Source organism: Xanthomonas sp. XNM01, from assembly GCF_014851915.1.
Lineage (GTDB): Bacteria > Pseudomonadota > Gammaproteobacteria > Xanthomonadales > Xanthomonadaceae > Pseudoxanthomonas.
The window spans coordinates 576,875-596,381 of the sequence record NZ_JACVAP010000003.1 but is presented as its reverse complement, the minus strand read 5'-3'; the positions used below and the strand labels follow the sequence as shown (position 1 = coordinate 596,381).

Sequence of the window (19,507 nt, the reverse complement as noted above, 5' to 3'; positions counted from 1 at the left end):
CAGCCGCAGCCAGGCCGGGCGGCTGCTGGTGCTGCAGCCGATGGAGCGCGCGCTGCGCGACGAGGAGGCGCAGGCGTTCCGGCGCCTGCTGCGCGTGCTCAGCCACGAGACCAACAACTCGCTGGCCCCGATCGCCTCGATGGCCGACACCCTGGCGCGGCTGCTGCCGCCCGGACTGGAGCCGGAACTGCGCGAGGACCTGCAGGGCGGCCTGCAGCTGATCGAGCAGCGCAGCCTGGCGCTGCAGCGCTTCCTGGCCGGCTACGCGCGGCTGGCGCGGCTGCCGCCGCCGCAGCCGGCCGCGACCGCGCTGGCGCCGCTGTGCGAGCGGGTGCTGCCGCTGCTCGACGCGGCACGGATCGCGGTCGACATCGATCCGACCCTGGTCGTCAGCGCCGATGCCGACCAGCTCGAACAGGTGCTGATCAACCTCGTGCGCAACGCGCTGGAGGCCGGCGGCGACGCGCCGGTGCGGGTCGAGGCGGTGCGTGCCGGGGCGCAGGTGCTGATCCGCGTGCTCGACCGCGGCCAGGGCCTGCCGTCCAGCGACAGCCTGTTCGTGCCGTTCTTCACCACCAAGCCCGGCGGCTCGGGCATCGGGCTGGTGCTGTCGCGGCAGATCGTCGAGGCCCAGCAGGGCACGCTGGAGCTGCTGCCGCGCGAGGACGGCGCCGGCAGCGTGGCCGAGATCCGGCTGCCGGCGGACTGACTGCCCTGGCCGGCAGCGCATGCCGGCAGCGGCGGTCGATCGCGGCACATGCAGCCGCGCGCGCAGGAACCGACGGTGGTCGTGTCGGCATCCCGCCGGTTGCTGCGGCTCCACGCCGGCGCGTGCCGGCATCGCGGGCCGACGCAGGCAGGCCTACTTCGCGAACTCGCCCGGCATCAGGTACAGCCACACCAGCAGCAGCGCCAGCCACAGCCAGCGCCAGCGGCCCATGCCGTGCCAGGCCAGCGCCCAGGGGCCGCGGGGTTTTCCGCTCATGCCGGCTTCCTCCTCTGCGCCGAGCGCAGCGCGTCGGCCACGCGCAGGCCGTACAGGTACACGCCGGTGAAGCTCAGCGCGGTCAGCGCCGCACCGAACAGGAACCACAGCAGCCGCACCGGCCAGCCGCCGAAACTACCGAAGTGCAGCGGGTCGGCCATCTCCGAGATGCGCTGGTGCACGCCGAGCTCGCCGCCTTCGTGGCGGCCGAGCAGGCGGCCGTCGCGCAGGTCGATGCCGGCGACGTTGGCGCGGTCGCGTACCAGCCAGGCCTGTGCCTGCCCGTCGAGCACCAGCGCGCCGCCATCGGGGCTGACCTCGACGCCGCGGATCTCCAGCGCCGGCCACTGCGCGCCCAGCGTGGCGACCGCACGATCGATCGCGGCCGCATCGGCGGGGGCGGTCGGCCCGGGCTCGGGCAGGGCGATGTCCCGCTGCGGCGGCGCCTTGCCGCCCAGCGATTCGATCAGGTACCAGCCGCCGGTCAGTGCGATCAGCGCGACGAACCACAGGCTCCACACCCCGAGCAGGCGATGCACGTCGCCCCACAGCCGGCGCGGCCGGTCCGCGCGCGGCCAGCTGAAGAAGCCGCGCCACCAGCGCTTGTAGATGTACAGGCTGCTGAGCAGCGAGAGCAGCAGCGGCAGCGACAGCGCCGCCACCAGCGGCACGCCGTACTTCGTCGGGATCATCAGGTGGCGGTGGGTGTTGCGCAGCAGCCGGTGCGCGCTGAACCAGTGCGTGTCGCCGGTCACCTGGCCGCTGTACGGATCGATCCAGACGAAGCGGCGGCGGCCATCGGGCCGGCGCATCTGCGCCTTGGCCGCGAAGTGCGAGGCATGCGGCGCGCGCAGCCCTTCCAGCACCCAGTCCGGGTGCGCGCGCTGCGCGGCCGCCACCAGCGTGCCCCAGCTGGCGTGCTGGTCGGTCGGCGTGACCCGCATCTGCGGGTGCAGCAGCCAGTCGATCTCGGCGGCGAACACCGCCAGCGTGCCGGTCAGGCAGATGAAGCCCATGAACAGGCACAGCTTGAGGCCGACCCAGCTGTGCAGGTCGAACCACAGGCGCCGGCCGCCGCCCTTGCCTGGCTTGGCGGCTTTCGCGTTGGCGCTGGTCGCTGGCGTCGGCTGGCGTGCGGTGGCGGACATCAGAACGTGTAGGCCGCCTGCAGGTACAGCCGGCGCGGTTCGCCGGGGAAGTGGCCGGTGCGGCCGGTGAAGCCGCTGGCCGCATAGACCTTGTCGAACAGGTTCTTGACGTTGGCCTGGAAGTGCCAGGCGTTCCAGCGCGTCTGCCAGCTCAGGTCGAACACCGTGTACGGCTTGACCCGCTGCCCGTCCAGGCTGATCCGCTCGTCGGTGTAGTCGGCGCCGAAGCCCACCGCCGAGGCGATCGCCGGCAGGTCGTAGCGGGTCCACAGGCCGAGCTTGTTGCGCGGCGCGTTGGCGAAGCGGTCGCCGGAGGCATTGGTGATGCCGCCGCTGCCGGCATCGACCACGCGCGCGTCGTTGTAGGCGTAGGCCAGGTTCAGCACCCAGCGTTCGGTCAGGTCGGCCAGCAGGTCCACTTCCACGCCCTTGCTGCGGACCAGCCCCAGCGTGGCCAGCTGGTTCACCCCGCCGACGACTTCGCCGGTGGCCTGCACGATGTTGCTGCGCTCGATCCGGTACAGCGCGGTGTTGAGGGTGTAGCGCCCGCCGAGGACGCTCTTCAGGCCCACCTCCCACTGCCGGCTCTGTTCGGCGTCGAACGGTCCGCCCGCGGTCGGGTCCTGGTTGGCGGTGGACTGCGGCACGAAGCCGCTGGCCAGGCTGGCGTAGGCGTTGATGCCCTCGCGCAGGACCACGGTGCTGCCCAGGCGCCAGCTGGTGTCGTGGCCGTCCACGCGTTGCCCGCTGACCAGGTCCTCGTCCTCGAAGCCGTCCCAGCGCAGGCCGGCGAGCAGGTGCCAGCGCGGGGTCAGCGTGACTTCGTCCTGCAGGTAGCCGCCGTAGCGCAGCCCGCGGGTGTGGGTGTCGCGCCACGGCAGGCCGGCCAGCCCGTAATCGCGGAACGAGGTGACCCCGTAAACCGGCGCGAACAGGTCGATGCCCGGCACCGGGCCGGCGTTGCGCGCCAGGTCGGCGCTGTTGGCGGTCTGCGCGCGGAAGTCCGCGTCCAGCCGGTACCAGTCGCCGCCGAACAGCAGCTTGTGGTCGATGCCGCCGGTGGAGAAGCGCCAGACCGCGTTGGCGTTGGCGGTGAAGCCCTCGTTGTCGCGGTACTGGTTGCGCAGCTGCCGGGTCATCCACTCGGCCACGCCGTCGCGGTCGCGGTCGATCAGGCCCATCGGCTCGTGGTAGATCTGGTGCTCGCTGTTCTCGAACCAGCGTGCGGCCACGTCCACGTCCCAGGCCTGCGACGGCGAGAAGCGGTACTGCGCCAGCGCGATCCTGGCGCGCATGTCGAGGAAGTCGCTGGCCTCGTTGTGGTTCCAGCGGCGGCTGGTCAGGAACTGGCCGGCGTCGTTCACCGGCACGCCGCGCAGGCGGTTGCCGCCCAGGTTCTGGGTGATGTCGGTGAACTGCAGCACCAGCTCGCCGGTCTGGCCGACGTCGAAGGCGATCGAGGCATCGCCGATCACGCTCTCGCTGTCGGCGTTCCAGCGCACCCCCTCCTCGCTGTCGGCATAGGCGCCGAGCCGGTAGCGCACGCCGCCATCGGCGGTCAGCGGGCCGGTGGCCTCGATCGAGCCGCCGAGGAAATCGGCATTGCCCAGCTGCAGCTCGACCCGGCGGCGGGCCTGCGCCTGCGGCTTGCGGGTCACGTAGTTGATGACGCCGCCGGCATCGCCGCCGCCGTACAGCGCGCCGGCCGGGCCCTTCAGCACCTCGACCCGCTCGATGTTGAACAGCTGCGGCACCGAGAAGCCGGCGTAGGGATCGCCGCGCAGCCCGTCGTACAGCACGTTCTCCTGGCGGAAGCCGCGCAGGGTCACGCCGGCATAGCTGAAGAAGCTGATGCCGCTGATGCTGCGGTACAGGTCGGTGACCTGGCGCGCGGCCTGGTCGTCGATCAGTTCGCGCGGCAGCACCTGCACCGACTGCGGCACCAGCGCCAGCGGCGTGTCGGTGCGGGTGCCGACCGCGGCATCGTCGGCCTTGTACAGGGTCTGGGCGCGGCCCACGACCTGGACCGAATCGAGCTCGGTGACCGGCGAACGCGCGTCCTGCGCATGCAGAGGGGCGGAGGCCAGCAGCAGGGCGCTGGCGAGCAGGGACAGGCGGGGTACGGAAGAGGGCATTGGTTGCGAATGAGAATGAATACCAGCCGCAAAGCGTAGCATCTTCGACCACCCCACATACACTGCCGCCACCGCATCGGCCCGGTCCGATGCCCACGCAAGAGGCGTCGCATGAGGTGCAGATGGGCCCTGATGCTGGTCGCGATGGCGGTCACGCTGCCTGCAACCGCGGCCGGGCCGACCGCGTTCGCCTGGCCCGATGGTCGCCGTGCGGCGGTCAGCCTGGCCTACGACGACGCGCTCGATTCGCAGCTTGACACCGCCATCCCCGCGCTGGACCGCCACGGCCTGAAGGGCAGCTTCTACCTGACCCTGTCCGCCGAGCCAGTCCGGTTGCGCATGCAGGAATGGCGCGCGGCCGCGGCCAACGGCCATGAACTCGGCAACCACAGCCTGTTCCACCAGTGCTCGGGCAAGGGGCCCGGGCGCGCATGGGTACAGCCGCAGCGCGACCTCGATGCCACCAGCGTCGCGCAGATGCGCGACCAGCTGATCGTCGCCAACACGCTGCTGCAGGCGCTGGACGGGCACAGCGAGCGCAGCTTCACTGCGCCCTGCGGCGACCGTCAGGCGGCCGATGGCGACTACATCGCCGCGGTCGGCGACCTGTTCGTCGGGATCAAGCTGGTCGGCGGCGCCCACGTCGACGACCTGCGCACGCTGGACCCGCTGGCGGTGCCGGTCACCGCTCCGGTCGGCGCCAGCGGCGCGGACCTGATCGCGATGGTGGAGGAGGCCGGCCGCCGCGGCACGATGGTCAACTTCACCTTCCATGGCATCGGCGGCGACCATCTGGCCATCAGCGCCGAAGCGCACGAGGAACTGCTGGCCTGGCTGGCTGCGCATCGCGACCGCTACTGGACCACCACCTTCATCGAGCAGATGCGCTGGGTGCGGCAACAACGTGGGCTGGCGCGCTGACGCTGGCCGGCTTGGCAGCGGCGCCGGATCCTGAAACCATCCGCTCGCCGGCCGGAACAGGGATGACGATGCAGCAGACAGCGGACAGGGACGCACCTTCGCAGGAACTCGGTTTCACGCTGCTGGAAGCGCGCATCGCAGGACTGCCGGACGGACCGGTGTCGATGTATGCGACGCCGCCGGGGATCGCCTCGCGCCTGCTGCGCCTGATCGATGGCGATGGGGCTTCCCGCGCCGCGGAGCCGACACCATGACCCCCCTGCGCATCGCCATCGTCGGCTACGGCAGTGCCGGCCAGGCGGCGGCGTTGCTGCTGTCGCGCGACGGACATGCGGTCAGCGTGTTCGAGCGCGTGCCGTCGCCGGGGCCGGTCGGTGCCGGTTTCCTGCTGCAGCCGACCGGCCTGCAGGTGCTGTGGAAGATGGGCCTGCTCGAGCAGGTGCTGCGGCATGGCGCACCGGTCAGGCGGCTGTACGGCGACACGCCGTGCGGGCGCGCGGTGATGGACATGCGCTACGCCGGCCTGGATGAGCGCCTGTATGGCGTCGGCCTGCAGCGGGGCGCGTTGTTCTCGCTGCTCGACAACGCCTGGGCCGGGCGCGCGCAGTCGCTGCTGGCCGGGCACGAGATCGTCTCGGTGGATGCGCAGGCCGGGCTACTGCAGGACCGCGATGGGCGCACGCACGGCCCGTTCGACCTGGTGGTCGTGGCCGATGGCGCGGCATCGCTGCTGCGCGGCCACGTCGACACACCGCGCATCGACCGGCCGTATCCCTGGGGTGCGCTGTGGTGCCTGCTGCCCGCGGGCGACTGGGCGCACGTGGATGAACTGCGTCAGCGCTACGTCGGTGCGCGCCGGATGATCGGACTGCTCCCGGTCGGTGGCTGTCCGGCCGATCCGACGCGGCGGCTCAGCTTCTTCTGGAGCCTGCGCACCGACCGCTTCGCCGACTGGGAAGCGCAGGGGCTGGCACCGTGGCGCGAGGAGCTGCACCGCCTGTGGCCGGAGGCCGAGGCGGTGTTCGGCGGCATCGCCGACGCGGCGCAGCTGGCGCGCGCCCGTTACCGCGACACCTTGATGCGGCGCTGGCACGGCGGGCGTGTGGTCCTGATCGGCGACGCCGCGCATGCGATGAGCCCGCAGCTGGGCCAGGGCGTGAACATGGCGCTGATGGACGCCGATGCGCTGGCCGGCGCGCTGCGCACCCAGCCGCCCGCGCAGGCGCTGGCCGTCTTCCAGCGCGAGCGCCGCGCGCACGTCTGGATCTACCAGCTGTGGAGCCGCTGGCTGACGCCGCTGTTCCAGTCGGATGGCGATCTGGCCGCGCAGCTGCGCGACATCAGCTTCCTGCCGATGGGACGGGTGCAGCCGGGGCGGGGCCAGATGCTGCGGGTGCTGACCGGTACGCAGCGCGGCGTGTTCGGCACGCTGCCGCTGGAGCCGGCGTTCCTCGAGGCGATGGCCGCCGCGTCGTCGACGCCGGGCGCGGTGCAGGCCGCTGCGCCGGCCTGAGCGGCCAGGCTGTACGCAGGCCGGCAGCAGACTGAACGCGTCGCCAGGTGGCCGGATCCGCGCATCCGGTGCGGAATCGCCGATGCTACTCTCGGCCCATGACACGTCCTTCCACCGATCCGCATTGCCCCGGCATCGTCGGCGTCGATCTCCCCGCATCCGGGGCGGTCGGCGAACAGGAGCTGATGGTGCTGCTGGACATCGCGCCGTCGGCCGCCTGGCGGGAGCTGTTCGGCGGACACGCCGATGCCTTCATCGCCGCCCATGGCCTGCGCGCGCTGGGTGTCAGCGGCCGCGCGGTGAACGCCGTCGGTGCGATGGGCGACGGCCGTGCGCTGGCCGCCGATCTCAAGGCACTGGTCCATCGCGTCTCGCGGCAGTGCCTGCAGCAGCGGATGGTGGTCGGGATCGGCGAGGACGAATCGGCCTGGCCGCGTCCGCGCACGCCGCGGACCCCAGCACTGCTGCGCGACCTGGTCGCGATCGCGGAGATGCCCGGCGTGCCGGTGCTGCTGGAGACGGTGAGCCGCGCCACCGGCATGCGCTTCGTCGCCATCGCCCGCATCACCGACGACCGCTGGACCGCCTGCGCGGTGCACGACCAGCTCGCGTTCGGCCTGCGTCCCGGGCAGGAACTGGACCTGGACACCACGATCTGCAGCGAGATCCGCCAGCATCGGCGCACCATCTTCTTCGATCGCGCCAGCGCCGATGCGGTGTATTCCGCGCACCCCACGCCGGCCATGTACGGCTTCGAGAGCTACGTGTCGGTGGCGATCGTGCGCCGTGACGGCAGCTTCTTCGGCACGCTGTTCGCGTTCGACCCCGAGCCCGCGCTGCTGGATGCCGAAACCATCCGCACGCTGGAGATGCTGGCGACGATGATCGGGCAGCAGCTCGTGGACGAGGGCGACGCCACGGTCCCGCCCGTGCGCGAGGCCGGCTCCTGCAGCGTGGCGGCGGCCTCGGGCGCCTGATCACGGTGCGATCCCGCGCTGGCCGCGCGCCCGGCGTCGCCGGCCCTCGGCTCCTACCAGGGCCGCGACGGTCCGCCCGTGCAGCAGCTCAGGATCCGGCGTCGCCGGCCAACCGCATCGCATACAGCGCCGCGCCGTAGTGCGGCTCGTGCAGCGGCATGCGCAGGTCGAAGCCCACGCAGCGGGCCTTCAATGCGTCCTCGAACGGATCCAGCAGCAGCGCACCGGCGCTGAATGCGCCGCCCGACCACGACAGCGGCACGGTCTCGTCCTCGCCGAAGCCCAGGGTGCGGCGCAGCGCGTCGGCGATCAGCGCCAGCTCCTGCCCGGCGCGGGCGTAGATGCCCGCGGCCATCGCGTCGCCGTCGCGTGCGGCCTGCGCGACCAGCAGCGACAGGCGCGCGATCTGGTCGCGGGTGAAGGCGTGCTCGCCATGGATCCGCGCGCACAGGTCGAGATCGTCGCCCAGCGCGAAGTGCGCGTTGAACGCCGCATGCAGCGGGCCGCGCGGCAGACGGCCGTCGCTCATCCTGGAATAGGTGTTCAGGCCCTGCACCGCGATCCAGTAGGCCGAGCCCTCGTCGGAGAACACCTCGCCCCAGCCGCCGGCGCGGGCATCGCGGCCCTGGCGCTGGCCGTAGCCGATCGAGCCGGTGCCGGCGACGATGTTGATGCCGTCGGCGCAGGCGAGCGAGCCGGCCCAGCCGCAGACCATGTCGTTGCCGCAGGTGTAGCGGTCGTGGCCGAGGATCGCTGCCGGAATCGCATCCAGCTGCGGCGTGACCGCACTGTCCTCGCCGTGCGCGGGCAGGCCGAAGAAGGCGTGCCCGATCGCCGCCGCATCGAGACCGGCCAGCTGCAGCACCTCGCCGATGCCGTCGGCGAGGATGGCACGCACCCCATCCAGCCCGACCTGCGGGTGGTAGGTGGTGCCGCGCTGCGTCTGCGCGACGATGCTGCCGGCGGCATCGACCAGCACGAAGCGGGTCTTGGTGCCGCCGCCGTCGACGCCGAGATAGGCGCTGCCGGTGCTCATGAGGCCAGCGGATGCAGGCGCACGCCCTGGACCACGCGGTTCACCGTGCCCTGCGTGTTCGGGCTGTCCGGGCTGATGCCCGAGGCGCGCGAGGCGTGGAACGCGAACAGCTGGGCCACGGCCACGTACGGCCACAGCAGGTCGACATCGGCGGCGCCATCCAGACCGGGCACCACCACCGCGTCGCGGGCGTCGCCATGCGGCGTGCCGGCGGTGATCTCGATCACGCGTCCGGCGGCGCGGTCGCCGCGCAGTTCGTCGAGCAGATCGAGGTCGTAGCGGCGGGTCAGCGCGTCGTTGGAGACGAACACGAACACCAGCGTGCGCGCGGTGACGAAGGTCTTGGGGCCATGACGGAAGCCCATCGGCGATTCGAAGCAGGTCGCGACGCCGCCATTGGTCAGCTCGCCGAGTTTCAGCGCGGCCTCGCGCGACAGGCCCTTGAACAGCGCGCTGCCGAGGTAGACCACGCGGTCGAAGCCGTGCAGCGCCAGTTCCTGGGTCAGCCCGCGCGCGTTCTCGAGCACGCGGGTGGTGGCCGCGGTGATCGCGCTGATGCGCGCGTCCAGCGTCGCCGGGCCGCTGAGTGCGGCCAGCGTGGCGTACATCATGCAGCTGAAGCTGGAGGTCATCGCGAAGCTGACGTCGTGGGTCTCTTCCGGCAGCAGCACGGTCATCGCCTGGCGCACCGCGACCCGGCCGAGCGCGCCTTCGGCGTTGCAGGTGACGACCAGGTGGCGCACGTCGGCGACCAGCGCCTCGGCCAGTTCGACCGCGGCCACGCTCTCGGGGCTGTTGCCGGAGCGGCCGAACGAGACCAGCAGCAACGGCTGGGCCGGATCCAGGTACAGCCGCGGCGCGCTGACGATGTCGGTGGTGGCGACCGCGTCGACCCGCGCGGCGAGCTGGCGGTCCAGCAGCGGCGCCAGGCACTCGCCGATGTAGGACGAGGTGCCGGCGCCGGTGAGGATCACCCGCGCGGCCGGATTGCCGGTGACTGGACCGGCGAACGCGGCGAGCTGCGCGGCGAGGTCGCTGACCAGGGCGTGGGTGCGGGCGAGCATGCGCGGCTGCTGCTCGATCTCGCGCGCGGTCCACAGCGCGCCGCTGGCGGACAGGTCCGCCTCGGGAATGCCGAGGTGCTCAGTGCTGGTCATGGGGGAGGCATGCATGGAGGTAGTCGTCGAGGGTGGTTGCGATGTGGGCCATCACGAGAGCGGCCGGGTCGAGCGGGGCGTGGCCGGCGCGCAGCGCGCGCAGCGCCTGCGGCAGGTACTGGCCGACCAGCGGCATCGGGGGCGGGGTGTCGCGCAGGTTGGCGAACAGGCGCTGGCAGGCGGCGTCGATCAGCGGATCGGGCCAGTAGTAGCGGATGCGGTCGCTGAGGCTGTACTGCAGGTCGATCGTCAGCGCCTCGCCCTGGCTGTGGTAGTAGCGCTGCCAGTAGCCGGGCTGTTCGCGCAGGCGGGCCAGCGCGGTGTCGCGCAGGTTGGCGCGCCGTTCCGGGGCGATCCATTCGCGCTCGATCGCATCCAGCGCCCACAGCGCCTCGCGCAGCGCGAAGGTCAGGCCAGGGCCGACCTTGAGGATCGCGAAGTGGTCGCGGACCAGGGCGGCCAGCGCGTCGCGGGTCTGGTAGTCGGTCGAATGCGCCTCGAACACCAGGCCGGGCGCATCGGCGATCGCGTCGCTGAGCGCGCGCGCATCGGCCGGCGCGTAGTCGATCACCTGGTGGTGGTCGAACTCCACGCCTGGTTGCACCACCGAGGCGATCACCCGCGTCCATGCGTCCTGCAGGCCGGCGTCGGCGAAGGCGACGCGGTGCGCGTCGATCGTCGCCAGCGCGGCGGCCGGCGTGGTCACCTGCAGGCCTTCGATGTCCTCGGTGGCGCCGCCCGGCACCGGCACTTCGGTGCCGATCACGTATACCGGCGGTTCGCCGCCGGCCTGCGCGTACGCGGCCTCGGCCGCGCGGCACAGGCGCACCGCGCGTTCGACGATCACCGGTTCGGGCAGCGGCACCGGATCGCCGGCACAGGACATCGAGCAGTCCAGGTGGATCTTGCGGAAACCGGCGACGACATACGCAGCGACCATCACTTCGGCCCTGGCCATCGCCGCGTCGCCATCGAGCGCGGTCCACGGATTCGGGCCCAGGTGGTCGCCGCCGAGCGCGATCCGCGCCGGGTCGAAGCCGACCCGTGCGGCGATGCCGTGGACGAAACCGACGAAGTCGGCCGGGGTCATGCCGGTATAGCCGCCCTCCTGGTTGACCTGGTTGCAGGTGGCCTCGATCAGGACCAGCGGCAGGGCGTGGCGCTGCGCATGGCGCAGCGAGGCCTCCAGCACCAGCGGATGAGCGCAGCAGATGGAGGTGATGCCGACGGCATCACCGCGCTTGTGGCGCGCGACCAGGTCGAGCAGGGCGTGCATCGCGATTCTCTTTCTTTGGGGGAGTCTTCAGTCGGCCGGGCTGTCGCGTTCCGGCTCCAGCGCCAGCAGCACCGAGGCGATCAGCGCCATCACCAGGCCGACGATCTTCAGTGGGCCCGGCACCACGCCGGCCAGGATCAGCGACAGCACCGCGGTGATCAGCGGGCCGCCGGCATTGGTCAGCGGCGCGACCACGATCGCCTTGCCGTAGCGGAACGCATACACCAGGCACAGCGCACCGACCGCATTGAGCACCTGCACCGCCGCGACCAGCCACGGCCCGTCCAGTCCGGTGGCGATCGGCTGGCTGAAATCGGTCATCCGCCAGGCCACCGGCGCCAGCACCAGCGCGCCGACGGTCATGTAGAAGAAGATGCTTTCGGCTCGCACCACGGTGTTGGCGCGCTTCATGAAGTAGGCCTGCACGCCCCACGCCGCCATGATCAGCAGCGACAGCACGAACCAGCCCAGGCCTTCGGCACCAGCGTTGTCGAACGACAGGTCCAGCAGCGGCAGCGCGAGCAGGGCCAGCGCGACGCCGACCGCGCCGATCCGCGTGGTGCGCTCGCGCAGCAGGCTGAAGGACAGTGCGATGGTGATCACCGGCGACAGCGAGATGATCGGGAAGATGAAGTAGGCCGGGCCGCTGGCCAGCGCCTTGAACAGCAGCATCTGCCCGCCTGCGCCGAGCAGGCCGATCATCATCCCGTACCAGATCGCGCGCGGGCTGCGGTCGATCGTCCAGCCGTTGCGCCACAGGATGAACAGCGTCGGCGGCACCATCGTCAGCGCCCACACGCAGTACACCAGGGTCTCGGGAAAGGCCGGGCTGGCGGTCAGCCCGGACAGCGTGCCCCAGACGCCCCACAGCAGCACCGTGGACAGTGCGAACCACAGCCACGCGCGGTGGCCGGTGGGCGCGGCGGCAACCGTGCTCATGCGGCACCTTCCGGCGTGGCCTGCAGCAGCAGGAAGCTCTGGAACGGAGCGGAGGCCAGGGTGTTGCTGCGCGCGTCGACACTGCCGAAATCGGTGCCGTTGAACAGGTCGCGCACCCGGTAGCGGCCACGGCCGAGGCCACGCAGCTGCAGCGGGCCGTCCCACTGCTCGGCGTAGAACGCGTAGTACAGCGCGCCGTCCTTTCCGATCACATGGGTCTCGGGCCTGTCGAAGCCGATGTCGTACAGCGTGCCCAGGTAGTCGCCCTGCGGCAGCATGTGCGCGCGGTACAGGTCGATCCACTTGCGCCACAGCGCTTCCTTTTCAGGATTCAGCACCAGGCCGCCCGGCGGCATCGCCAGCTTCGGGTCGGGGATGTCGTGCGGCCAGGTGAACTTGGTCGAGATCACCGCGCCGATGCCGACGCTGGAGGCGAAGTCGCGGCCGCCATCGGCCAGCTCGACGTGGTCGCCGGCGTAGCTGCCGCGCTTTCCGATCAGCGCCTTGATCGTCTTGCCCTTGTGCCGCACCTGCCACGAGGACAGCGGATCGGACGAGGGGTACTGGTCGGTCGCCGGCATGTTGTGGAAGGCGAACGCGGTGCCGCAGGGGCACAGTTCGACCACTGCATCCGGGTTGGCCTCGTGCGCGGCGTCATGGATGGCCTGCCAGAACGTGGCCACCGCCTCGCAGGACTCCATCGGGTCGGCGTGGTTGTGGGCGGGGTTGTAGCAGGGCGCGACGGCGTTCAGGTGCTGGCCGTCCAGCTTCAGGCCTTCGAAGCCCCAGTCGCCGATCGCCTTCTTCACCAGCGCCACGTAGAAATCCACGGTCGGCTGGTAGCCCGGGCACTGGGTGAAGGCGTTCCACCAGGTCACGTTCTGGCTGGCGCCGTCCCGGTCCAGCAGCAGCATGTCGGTGTGGCGGTACAGCACTTCGCTGCCGGGATCGGCCGCCAGCGGTGCCAGCCACAGGCGCGCGCGCAGGCCCTGGGCCTTGATCGCCTGCACGAAGGCGCGCATGTCGTCCTCGCCGCGCGGGAACTTGCGCGTGTCGATCCGCCAGTCGCCCTCGTTGGTCTGCCAACCGTCGTCCAGCACCACCCATTCGAAGCCCAGCTCCTTCACCTTCGGCAGCGTGCCCAGCACCTGCTCGGTGGTGAAGTCGCGCTCGTAGCCCCAGGCGCACCAGATCGGCGCGAACGCCGAGGCCGGCACTTCGGGCGCGGCGATGCCCTCGTCGGCCATGTAGCGGGTGTAGTGCAGCAGGGCGGCGAAGTAATCGCCGGTGTGCACGCTGATGAAGGTCCGGTCGCTGGCCAGGCTGGCGCCGGGCGCGAGCGTGTCGGCGCGGGTGCTTTCGATCGCGATGCGGGCGCCACCGTCGTCGCTGCGCGCGACCGGCAGGTCGAGCAGGCGCGGCTTGGGTTCGACATGGCCGACCGCCAGGCCGACATCGCGGCGCCAGATGTTGGCCACCGGCGTGCCTCCGCCGTAGTCGGAGGAATCCATCGCCAGCGTGTTGCGCTGGTCGAAGCCTTCGCCCAGCGGCTGTACCCAGTCGCGGCGGTCGGTGTGGGTGGCGCCGGAGAAGCTCCAGAAGCCGTCGCCGGCATCGGCCATCGCATGCGCGCCGTTGCGCCAGCCGGCGATCTCCAGCGGCGCGGCGCCCGCATTGAGATAGCGCGTCTGCAGCAGGGCCATGCCGGGATGGCGCTCGTGGAAGGTCAGGATCACGGTCTTCTCGACGCCGTTGCCGGCGCGGCCGCGCACGGTGTGGCGGCGGCCGGGGCCGTGGCGGCGGTCGCGCACGCGTTCGATCCGTTCGTCGACGAAGGCGAAGTCCTCGACCGTACTGCCGTTTGCCAGCAGCAGCGCCTCGCTGGCGTCGAAGCCGGTGATCGCCTGGCCCTTCGCCGAGATCCGGGTCTTCAGCGCGTGATCGAACTCGACCGACAACAGGCTGTCGTTTGCGACCGCGCGGGATGCGGCGGTGCTGGCGGGGATGGCGGCCTGGACCAGCGGCAGGGCGGCGGCATAGGCGGCACTGCCGGAGACGAGCTTGAGAACGGTGCGGCGACGGATCGGCAGCATGGGCTGGCTTTCCCCTTTCGGTCGGTTTCGCCGGAGTCTGCCCCGAACGCCGAACCGCTGCAACAATTTTCTTTCGTTATGTGTTAGAAAGGTTTCGTTTAGAAACTGAGCCGAGGTGAGGCATGCGTCTGTCCAGCACTGTTCCGGTGGCCCTGGCGGCCTGTCTGCTCGCCGCCTGCGGTCGCGGCCAGCCGCCCGCGCAACCCGTCGCAGCGCCGCCCGCCCCCGACACCACGACCTATGCGATGGACGACTTCGCCTCGGTGCGCAAGTTCGATGCGCATGTGCACGCCAATGCCGATTCGACGGCCTTCCTCGAGCAGGCGCGGTCCGATGGATTCGAGCTGCTGTCGATCAATGTCGATTACCCGGCGTTCCCGCCGGTGGCCGACCAGCACGCGATCGCGCTGAAGCAGGCCGCCGCCGACCCGGCCCGTTTCCACTGGGCCGCGACCTTCACCATGCAGGGCTTCGGCGATGCCGGCTGGGCCCAGGCCACCGGCAATGCGCTGGCGGCCGAGGTCGCCAGCGGCGCGCGCGCGGTCAAGATCTGGAAGAACATCGGCATGGTCGAGAAGGACGCCGATGGCCGCCTGATCATGCTCGACCATCCCGGCCTGGAGCCGGTGGTGCAGCGGATCCAGGCGCTGGGCATCCCGCTGATCGGCCACCAGGGCGAGCCGCACAACTGCTGGCTGCCGCTGGAGCAGATGACCACCGACAACGACCGCGAGTACTTCGGCAACCATCCCGAGTACCACATGTACCTGCAGCCGGATCAGCCCGGCTACGAGGACCACATGGCGGTGCGCGACCGCTTCCTGGCCGCGCATCCGCAGCTGCGCTTCGTCGGTGCGCACATGGCCAGCCTGGAATGGGATGTGGAGCGCCTGGGCGCGTTCCTGGACCGGTTTCCGGATGCGACCGTCGACCTGGCCGCGCGCATGGCCCAGGTCCAGTACCAGGCGGTGCGCGAGCCGGCCAAGGTCCGCGACTTCTTCATCGCCTACCAGGACCGGCTGTTGTACGGCACCGACCTGACCCAGGATCCGGCCGGCGATCCGGCGGCGTTCAAGGCCGCGGCGCACGATGTCTGGCGCTCGGACTGGATGTTCCTGGCGACCGATGGCGTGCAGCGGATCGACACGATCCGTGCCGACGTGCCGGGTCTCGCGCTGCCGCGCACGGTGATCGACAAGGTCTACTACGGCAACGCGGCGCGGGTGTTCGGCGCAGGTGCGCGCTGAGGCCGTGTCCGCCTGCTGCAGCCGCTCCTGCAGGAGGAAGCCTGGCCCCGACCGCCATCACGCCGCTGCGGCGCTGCGCTGGGCGGATGCATCGCGGTCGGCCTCCAGTGGAGGTCTCGCATGGCGCGGTCGTCCGGAAGGGGCGCTCGCCCGATCCCGACCTGCGGCGGCGGGCTCAGGCCAGCTGCAGGTCCACGCCGAGCTGGCGCACCGCCTCGCGCAGTTCGTCGGGCGTGCCGTTGTCGGTGATCAGCGCATCCAGGCCGGACACCGGGATGATCCGGTGCAGGCAGATGCGGCCGAACTTCGAGCTGTCGGTGATCGCCACCACCTTGCGCGCGGCCTCGACCATCTTGCGGTTGAGCATCGCCTCGGGCTCGTGGTGGGTGGTGATGCCGCGCTCCAGATCGAAGCCGTCCACGCCCAGGAACACCACGTCCACGTGCAGCGCGTCGAGCGCATCGACGGTCAGGCCGCCGTAGAAGGCCATGTTCTTGCGGCGCAGCTCGCCGCCGAGCATCACGATGTGGATGTTGCTCTTGGGGGTCAGTGCGGTCAGCACGCCGAAATCGTTGGTGACCACGGTCACCTCGATGTTGGGCAGCGCCTCGGCCAGCTGGATCGCGGTGGTGCCCGAGTCGATCGCGATGATGTCGCCGGCCTTGACCAGGGTCGCGGCACGCCTGCCGATCCGGCGCTTCTCGTCCAGATGCACGGTGCGCTTGGCCTCGTAGGCCGGCTCGGCCACCGGGCCGCCGACCACGCTGCTGTCGATCGCCCCGCCGTAGGCGCGGGCCATCACGCCGCGTTCGGCCAGGTAGCGCAGGTCCTTGCGCACGGTCTGCACGCTGACCCCGAACCGGTCCGCCAGCGTCGCCACCTGCACGCTTCCGTGCTGGCGCACGAGCTCGCTGATCTGCAGACGGCGTTGGCTGGTGTCGCGGCGTGCGGTCATGGTGGCTCCATCCGTGTGCCGAAAGTATGACCCTTTTCGTTAAATTTCGCTATTGATGCATAACGAAACATAAGATAGTCTCGCTTTCGTTTGTTAAGCCCCCGCTACAGCTACCGCCTTCGAGGAGAGACGAAGTGACGACCGCACTGCACCGGAACACGCTTTTCAGCTGCATCGCCCTGGCCCTGCTGGCCGCCCAGCCCGGCCTGTCCCACGCCCAGTCCGCCGACACCGGCGCCACGGTGCCTCCCGACCCCTCGGTCGACACCCTGGACACGGTGGTGGTCACCGGCGTGCGCGCCAGCCAGGCCCGCGCGATCGAACTCAAGCGCGAGGCCGGCACCGTGCAGGATTCGATCAGCGCGCTGGAACTGGGCAAGTTCCCGGACGACAACGTCGCCGACTCGCTCAGCCACATCACCGGCGTGTCGATCAGCCGCACCGCCGGCGGCGAAGGCCAGAAGGTCTCGGTGCGCGGCCTCGGCCCCGAGTACACGCTGACCACCTTCAACAACCGCATCCTGGCCACCGACGGCGCAGGCCGCGACTTCGCCTTCGACGTGCTGCCGGCCGACGTGATCAGCGGCGCCGACGTGGTCAAGGGCGCGCAGGCCTCGCTGACCGAAGGCGCGGTCGGCGGCCTGGTCAACCTGCGCTCGGCCAGCCCGTTCGACCAGAAGGGCCAGCATGGCGTGGTCCGGCTGGAAGGCGACCGCAACCAGATGTCCGAGGAGAACGGGCACAAGGTGTCGGCCGTCTACAGCAACACCTTCGCCGACGACACCTTCGGCATGGTCCTGGGCGTGGTCTATGCCGACCGCCGGGACCGCACCGACATCGCCGGCAACGACGGCGGCTGGACCCGCAACCCGGTGCCGGGCACCGACTGGTCCGGCAATGCCTGGGGCGGCAACATCGACCTCGACGGCAACGGCGAGCTGGATCCGGACGAATACGGCCTGATCGCACCGGGCCAGTTCCGGATCGGCTCGATCATGGAAGAGAAGAAGCGCCGGGCCTACTCGGCCAAGTTCGAGTGGCGCCCGACCGACGACATCAAGGTGGTGTTCGACGGCCTGAAGACCCGGCTCGATTCGCCGCAGGTGGGCTACCAGCAGTCGTACTACCCGCTGTTCGCACCGGGCCGCTGGTCGGACATCACCGTGCAGAACGGCATCGTCACCGGCTTCACGATGGACAACCCCGACCCCGAGCAGCGGCTCAATCCGGAGCTGCTCAACCAGACCGAGCACCGCGTGGTCGACACCGACCTGTACGGCCTGAACGCGCAGTGGGACGTCAGCGACAGCCTCACGCTGAGCGGCGACGCGTACCGCTCCACGTCCAAGCGCTATTCCGGCGGGCAGGACACCTACGTGGTGCTGCGCATGAACCAGCCCAACGTCGCGCGGATCTGGCTCAACGGCGGCATGCCGAACGTGGAGGCCACCTTCGCCGACGGCCGCGACCTGGCCGGTGGTCTGGCCAACGGCGAGTTCGACGGCTCGGACTTCAACACGCACTACATGGAACTGCGCGGCGACGACATCCGCGACGAGATCACCGGCGGCACCCTCGGCGGCAAGCTCTACGTGGGCCGCGGCGTGTTCGACACGCTGCACGCGGGAGTCACGCTGACCGACCGCAGCAAGTCGCGCGACCTGGTCAACAACACGCTCAACGGCGGCGCCGACTACTACTCGTCCGACAACGCGATCAACGTCGGCGAGCTCGGCGGCAACGTGCTGTCGCACAGCTTCAGCCTGCCCAACTTCATGCGCGGCGTCGGCAGCACGTTCCCGCGCACGTTCCTGGCCTTCGACGTGCCCAACTACCTGGCCCAGCTGCGCGCGTACGACGGCAAGCTGCGCCCGGACGGCAGCGCCTACGACTTCTCCAACGCCGCGCCGAAGTGGAATCCGCTGGAGAGCTACCGGGTCAGCGAGAAGACCCGCGCGCTGTACGTGCAGGCCGACCTGGCCGGCGAGCGCTGGAGCGCCGACGTCGGCGTGCGCCTGGTCAAGACCAGGACCCAGGCCGAGGCCTGGGACGCGAAGATCCTGAGCATCACCGAGTACGGTGCGTTCAACTACACCGCCCAGTACGCCGAGCCGACCCCGATCCGCCAGGAGGGCGACTACAGCTTCGTGCTGCCGTCGGCCAACTTCACCTGGCGTTTTACCGACGACCTGCAGCTGCGCCTGGGCGCGGCCAAGACGATGGCGCGGCCGGCGGTGAACCAGCTCGCGCCGACCAACACCACCGCCAGCGTGTCCTGGGGCGAGTTCACCCAGATCTACGGTGGCAACGTCGACCTGCAGCCCTACAGCGCCCGTCAGGCGGATGCCTCGCTGGAGTGGTACTTCACCGGCAACTCGATCGCGAACATCGCGGTGTTCCAGAAGCGCATCGAGAACCAGATCACCACCAGCTGGGAACCGGGCCAGGACATCGGCGTCGGCCCGATCCTGGGCACCGACGGCAGCCCGGTCAGCAGCGGCCCGACCCTGTTCAACGTGATGCGCCCGATCAACGGCGACCACGCCAAGGTGCACGGCATCGAGGCGGGCCTGCAGCACTTCTGGGAGAGCGGCTTCGGCGTGCGCGCGCAGTACACCCGCAACTGGTCCAAGAGCTTCGTCGGCGGGCTGGAGCGGCCGCTGGAAGGCATCGCGCCGTCGGTGTATTCGCTGGGCCTGATGTACGAGAAGGGGCCGTGGTCGCTGGGCGCCACCGCCGACCACACCGATGGCTTCGTCACCGCGATCAACGTGCTGGGCGAGGGCTACAACGAGCAGGCCGATGCGATCACCTGGCTCACCGCGCACGTGTCCTACACCCTCGACGATACCTGGACGTTCTCGCTGGAGGGCAGCAACCTGCTCGACGACGAGCAGACCTACAGCATCAACGGCAACCCGCTGCTGTCGCAGGGCTACTACCGCTATGGCCGCGGCATCACCCTGGGCGTGAGCCTGCGCTTCTGACCGCCGTGGCGGACATGGGCAGCGCTGTCCCGTACCCGCCGCGCCGTGCCGGCGGAACCGTGGCGTTGACCGCGGCTGTCGGGCCTCCCTGACGGAGCCGGAGCGCAGGGACGCACGCCCTGCGCGCGCGCATCGACG

The 19,507-nt window shown here is 70.7% G+C and carries 16 protein-coding genes; 7 read left to right on the top strand and 9 right to left on the bottom strand.

Features of this window, described 5'->3' with window-relative positions:
* The first annotated feature begins 235 nt into the window (after positions 1-235).
* The gene (locus IB242_RS20500; RefSeq protein WP_225540662.1) at positions 236-709 is read left to right on the top strand and encodes an ATP-binding protein; all 474 of its coding nucleotides are present in this window, start codon (positions 236-238) and stop codon (positions 707-709) included.
* A gap of 153 nt (positions 710-862) precedes the next feature.
* On the opposite strand, the gene IB242_RS20670 is transcribed toward IB242_RS20500, so the two are convergent.
* The 3 genes from IB242_RS20670 to IB242_RS13900 are packed head-to-tail and all read right to left on the bottom strand — an operon-like array spanning position 863 to position 4,268.
* Entirely contained in the window at positions 863-985 is a 123-nt protein-coding gene (locus tag IB242_RS20670) for a hypothetical protein (protein ID WP_255523463.1), read from the bottom strand.
* On the bottom strand, positions 982-2,133 hold the full coding sequence (locus tag IB242_RS13905) for a PepSY-associated TM helix domain-containing protein (protein ID WP_192280379.1): 1,152 nt from the start codon (positions 2,131-2,133) through the stop codon (positions 982-984). The genes IB242_RS20670 and IB242_RS13905 overlap by 4 nt, the downstream gene beginning before the upstream one ends.
* Complete coding sequence (locus IB242_RS13900) at positions 2,133-4,268, bottom strand: TonB-dependent receptor (protein WP_192280376.1); 2,136 nt, start codon at positions 4,266-4,268, stop codon at positions 2,133-2,135. Before IB242_RS13900 ends, IB242_RS13905 begins: the two co-directional genes overlap by 1 nt.
* A 111-nt stretch (positions 4,269-4,379) precedes the next feature.
* Between IB242_RS13900 and IB242_RS13895 the strand changes: the two genes are divergently transcribed.
* The 4 genes from IB242_RS13895 (at position 4,380) to IB242_RS13880 (ending at position 7,679) form a co-directional block, all read left to right on the top strand.
* Positions 4,380-5,189, top strand: coding sequence for a polysaccharide deacetylase family protein (locus IB242_RS13895; protein WP_192280373.1), 810 nt, complete (start codon positions 4,380-4,382; stop codon positions 5,187-5,189).
* A gap of 62 nt (positions 5,190-5,251) precedes the next feature.
* Positions 5,252-5,443 carry a hypothetical protein gene (locus IB242_RS13890; protein WP_192280370.1) on the top strand — a complete coding sequence of 64 codons (192 nt, stop codon included), beginning with the start codon at positions 5,252-5,254 and terminating at the stop codon, positions 5,441-5,443.
* On the top strand, positions 5,440-6,702 hold the full coding sequence (locus IB242_RS13885; protein ID WP_192280367.1) for an NAD(P)/FAD-dependent oxidoreductase: 1,263 nt from the start codon (positions 5,440-5,442) through the stop codon (positions 6,700-6,702). Before IB242_RS13890 ends, IB242_RS13885 begins: the two co-directional genes overlap by 4 nt.
* A 98-nt stretch (positions 6,703-6,800) precedes the next feature.
* Positions 6,801-7,679: a GAF domain-containing protein gene (locus tag IB242_RS13880; RefSeq protein ID WP_192280364.1), complete on the top strand. Its 879-nt coding sequence runs from the start codon at positions 6,801-6,803 to the stop codon at positions 7,677-7,679.
* An 88-nt stretch (positions 7,680-7,767) separates the two neighbouring features.
* Here IB242_RS13880 and IB242_RS13875 read toward each other — a convergent pair whose 3' ends face one another.
* From IB242_RS13875 to IB242_RS13855, 5 genes are read right to left on the bottom strand one after another with little or no spacing between them, the layout of a single operon-like run.
* Positions 7,768-8,715 carry a BadF/BadG/BcrA/BcrD ATPase family protein gene (locus tag IB242_RS13875; protein WP_192280361.1) on the bottom strand — a complete coding sequence of 316 codons (948 nt, stop codon included), beginning with the start codon at positions 8,713-8,715 and terminating at the stop codon, positions 7,768-7,770.
* Positions 8,712-9,872, bottom strand: coding sequence for an SIS domain-containing protein (locus IB242_RS13870; protein WP_192280358.1), 1,161 nt, complete (start codon positions 9,870-9,872; stop codon positions 8,712-8,714). The genes IB242_RS13875 and IB242_RS13870 overlap by 4 nt, the downstream gene beginning before the upstream one ends.
* Entirely contained in the window at positions 9,859-11,148 is a 1,290-nt protein-coding gene (locus IB242_RS13865) for a D-tagatose-bisphosphate aldolase, class II, non-catalytic subunit (RefSeq protein WP_192280355.1), read from the bottom strand. The genes IB242_RS13870 and IB242_RS13865 overlap by 14 nt, the downstream gene beginning before the upstream one ends.
* 27 nt (positions 11,149-11,175) lie before the next feature.
* A complete protein-coding gene (locus tag IB242_RS13860) occupies positions 11,176-12,087 on the bottom strand; it encodes a DMT family transporter (RefSeq protein ID WP_192280352.1) in 912 nt (303 codons plus the stop codon).
* Complete coding sequence (locus IB242_RS13855) at positions 12,084-14,180, bottom strand: glycoside hydrolase family 36 protein (protein ID WP_192280349.1); 2,097 nt, start codon at positions 14,178-14,180, stop codon at positions 12,084-12,086. The genes IB242_RS13860 and IB242_RS13855 overlap by 4 nt, the downstream gene beginning before the upstream one ends.
* 122 nt (positions 14,181-14,302) lie before the next feature.
* Between IB242_RS13855 and IB242_RS13850 the strand changes: the two genes are divergently transcribed.
* A complete protein-coding gene (locus IB242_RS13850) occupies positions 14,303-15,427 on the top strand; it encodes an amidohydrolase family protein (RefSeq protein WP_192280346.1) in 1,125 nt (374 codons plus the stop codon).
* Positions 15,428-15,602: 175 nt separating this feature from the next.
* Here IB242_RS13850 and agaR read toward each other — a convergent pair whose 3' ends face one another.
* A complete protein-coding gene (gene agaR / locus IB242_RS13845) occupies positions 15,603-16,382 on the bottom strand; it encodes a transcriptional repressor AgaR (protein ID WP_192280345.1) in 780 nt (259 codons plus the stop codon).
* A gap of 134 nt (positions 16,383-16,516) precedes the next feature.
* On the opposite strand from agaR, the gene IB242_RS13840 reads away from it, so the two are divergent.
* Positions 16,517-19,369 (top strand): TonB-dependent receptor, encoded by a 2,853-nt coding sequence (locus IB242_RS13840; protein ID WP_343237147.1) that lies wholly within the window; start codon positions 16,517-16,519, stop codon positions 19,367-19,369.
* Positions 19,370-19,507: the final 138 nt, after the last annotated feature.

Excerpts from the sequence above, each read along its gene's own strand:
- IB242_RS20670 (WP_255523463.1), bottom strand. The coding sequence starts at position 985 with ATGAGCGGAAAACCCCGCGGCCCCTGGGCGCTGGCCTGGCACGGCATG.
- IB242_RS13905 (WP_192280379.1), bottom strand. The coding sequence starts at position 2,133 with ATGTCCGCCACCGCACGCCAGCCGACGCCAGCGACCAGCGCCAACGCG.
- IB242_RS13900 (WP_192280376.1), bottom strand. The coding sequence starts at position 4,268 with ATGCCCTCTTCCGTACCCCGCCTGTCCCTGCTCGCCAGCGCCCTGCTG.
- IB242_RS13895 (WP_192280373.1), top strand. The coding sequence starts at position 4,380 with ATGAGGTGCAGATGGGCCCTGATGCTGGTCGCGATGGCGGTCACGCTG.
- IB242_RS13890 (WP_192280370.1), top strand. The coding sequence starts at position 5,252 with ATGACGATGCAGCAGACAGCGGACAGGGACGCACCTTCGCAGGAACTC.
- IB242_RS13885 (WP_192280367.1), top strand. The coding sequence starts at position 5,440 with ATGACCCCCCTGCGCATCGCCATCGTCGGCTACGGCAGTGCCGGCCAG.
- IB242_RS13880 (WP_192280364.1), top strand. The coding sequence starts at position 6,801 with ATGACACGTCCTTCCACCGATCCGCATTGCCCCGGCATCGTCGGCGTC.
- IB242_RS13875 (WP_192280361.1), bottom strand. The coding sequence starts at position 8,715 with ATGAGCACCGGCAGCGCCTATCTCGGCGTCGACGGCGGCGGCACCAAG.
- IB242_RS13870 (WP_192280358.1), bottom strand. The coding sequence starts at position 9,872 with ATGACCAGCACTGAGCACCTCGGCATTCCCGAGGCGGACCTGTCCGCC.
- IB242_RS13865 (WP_192280355.1), bottom strand. The coding sequence starts at position 11,148 with ATGCACGCCCTGCTCGACCTGGTCGCGCGCCACAAGCGCGGTGATGCC.
- IB242_RS13860 (WP_192280352.1), bottom strand. The coding sequence starts at position 12,087 with ATGAGCACGGTTGCCGCCGCGCCCACCGGCCACCGCGCGTGGCTGTGG.
- IB242_RS13855 (WP_192280349.1), bottom strand. The coding sequence starts at position 14,180 with ATGCTGCCGATCCGTCGCCGCACCGTTCTCAAGCTCGTCTCCGGCAGT.
- IB242_RS13850 (WP_192280346.1), top strand. The coding sequence starts at position 14,303 with ATGCGTCTGTCCAGCACTGTTCCGGTGGCCCTGGCGGCCTGTCTGCTC.
- agaR (WP_192280345.1), bottom strand. The coding sequence starts at position 16,382 with ATGACCGCACGCCGCGACACCAGCCAACGCCGTCTGCAGATCAGCGAG.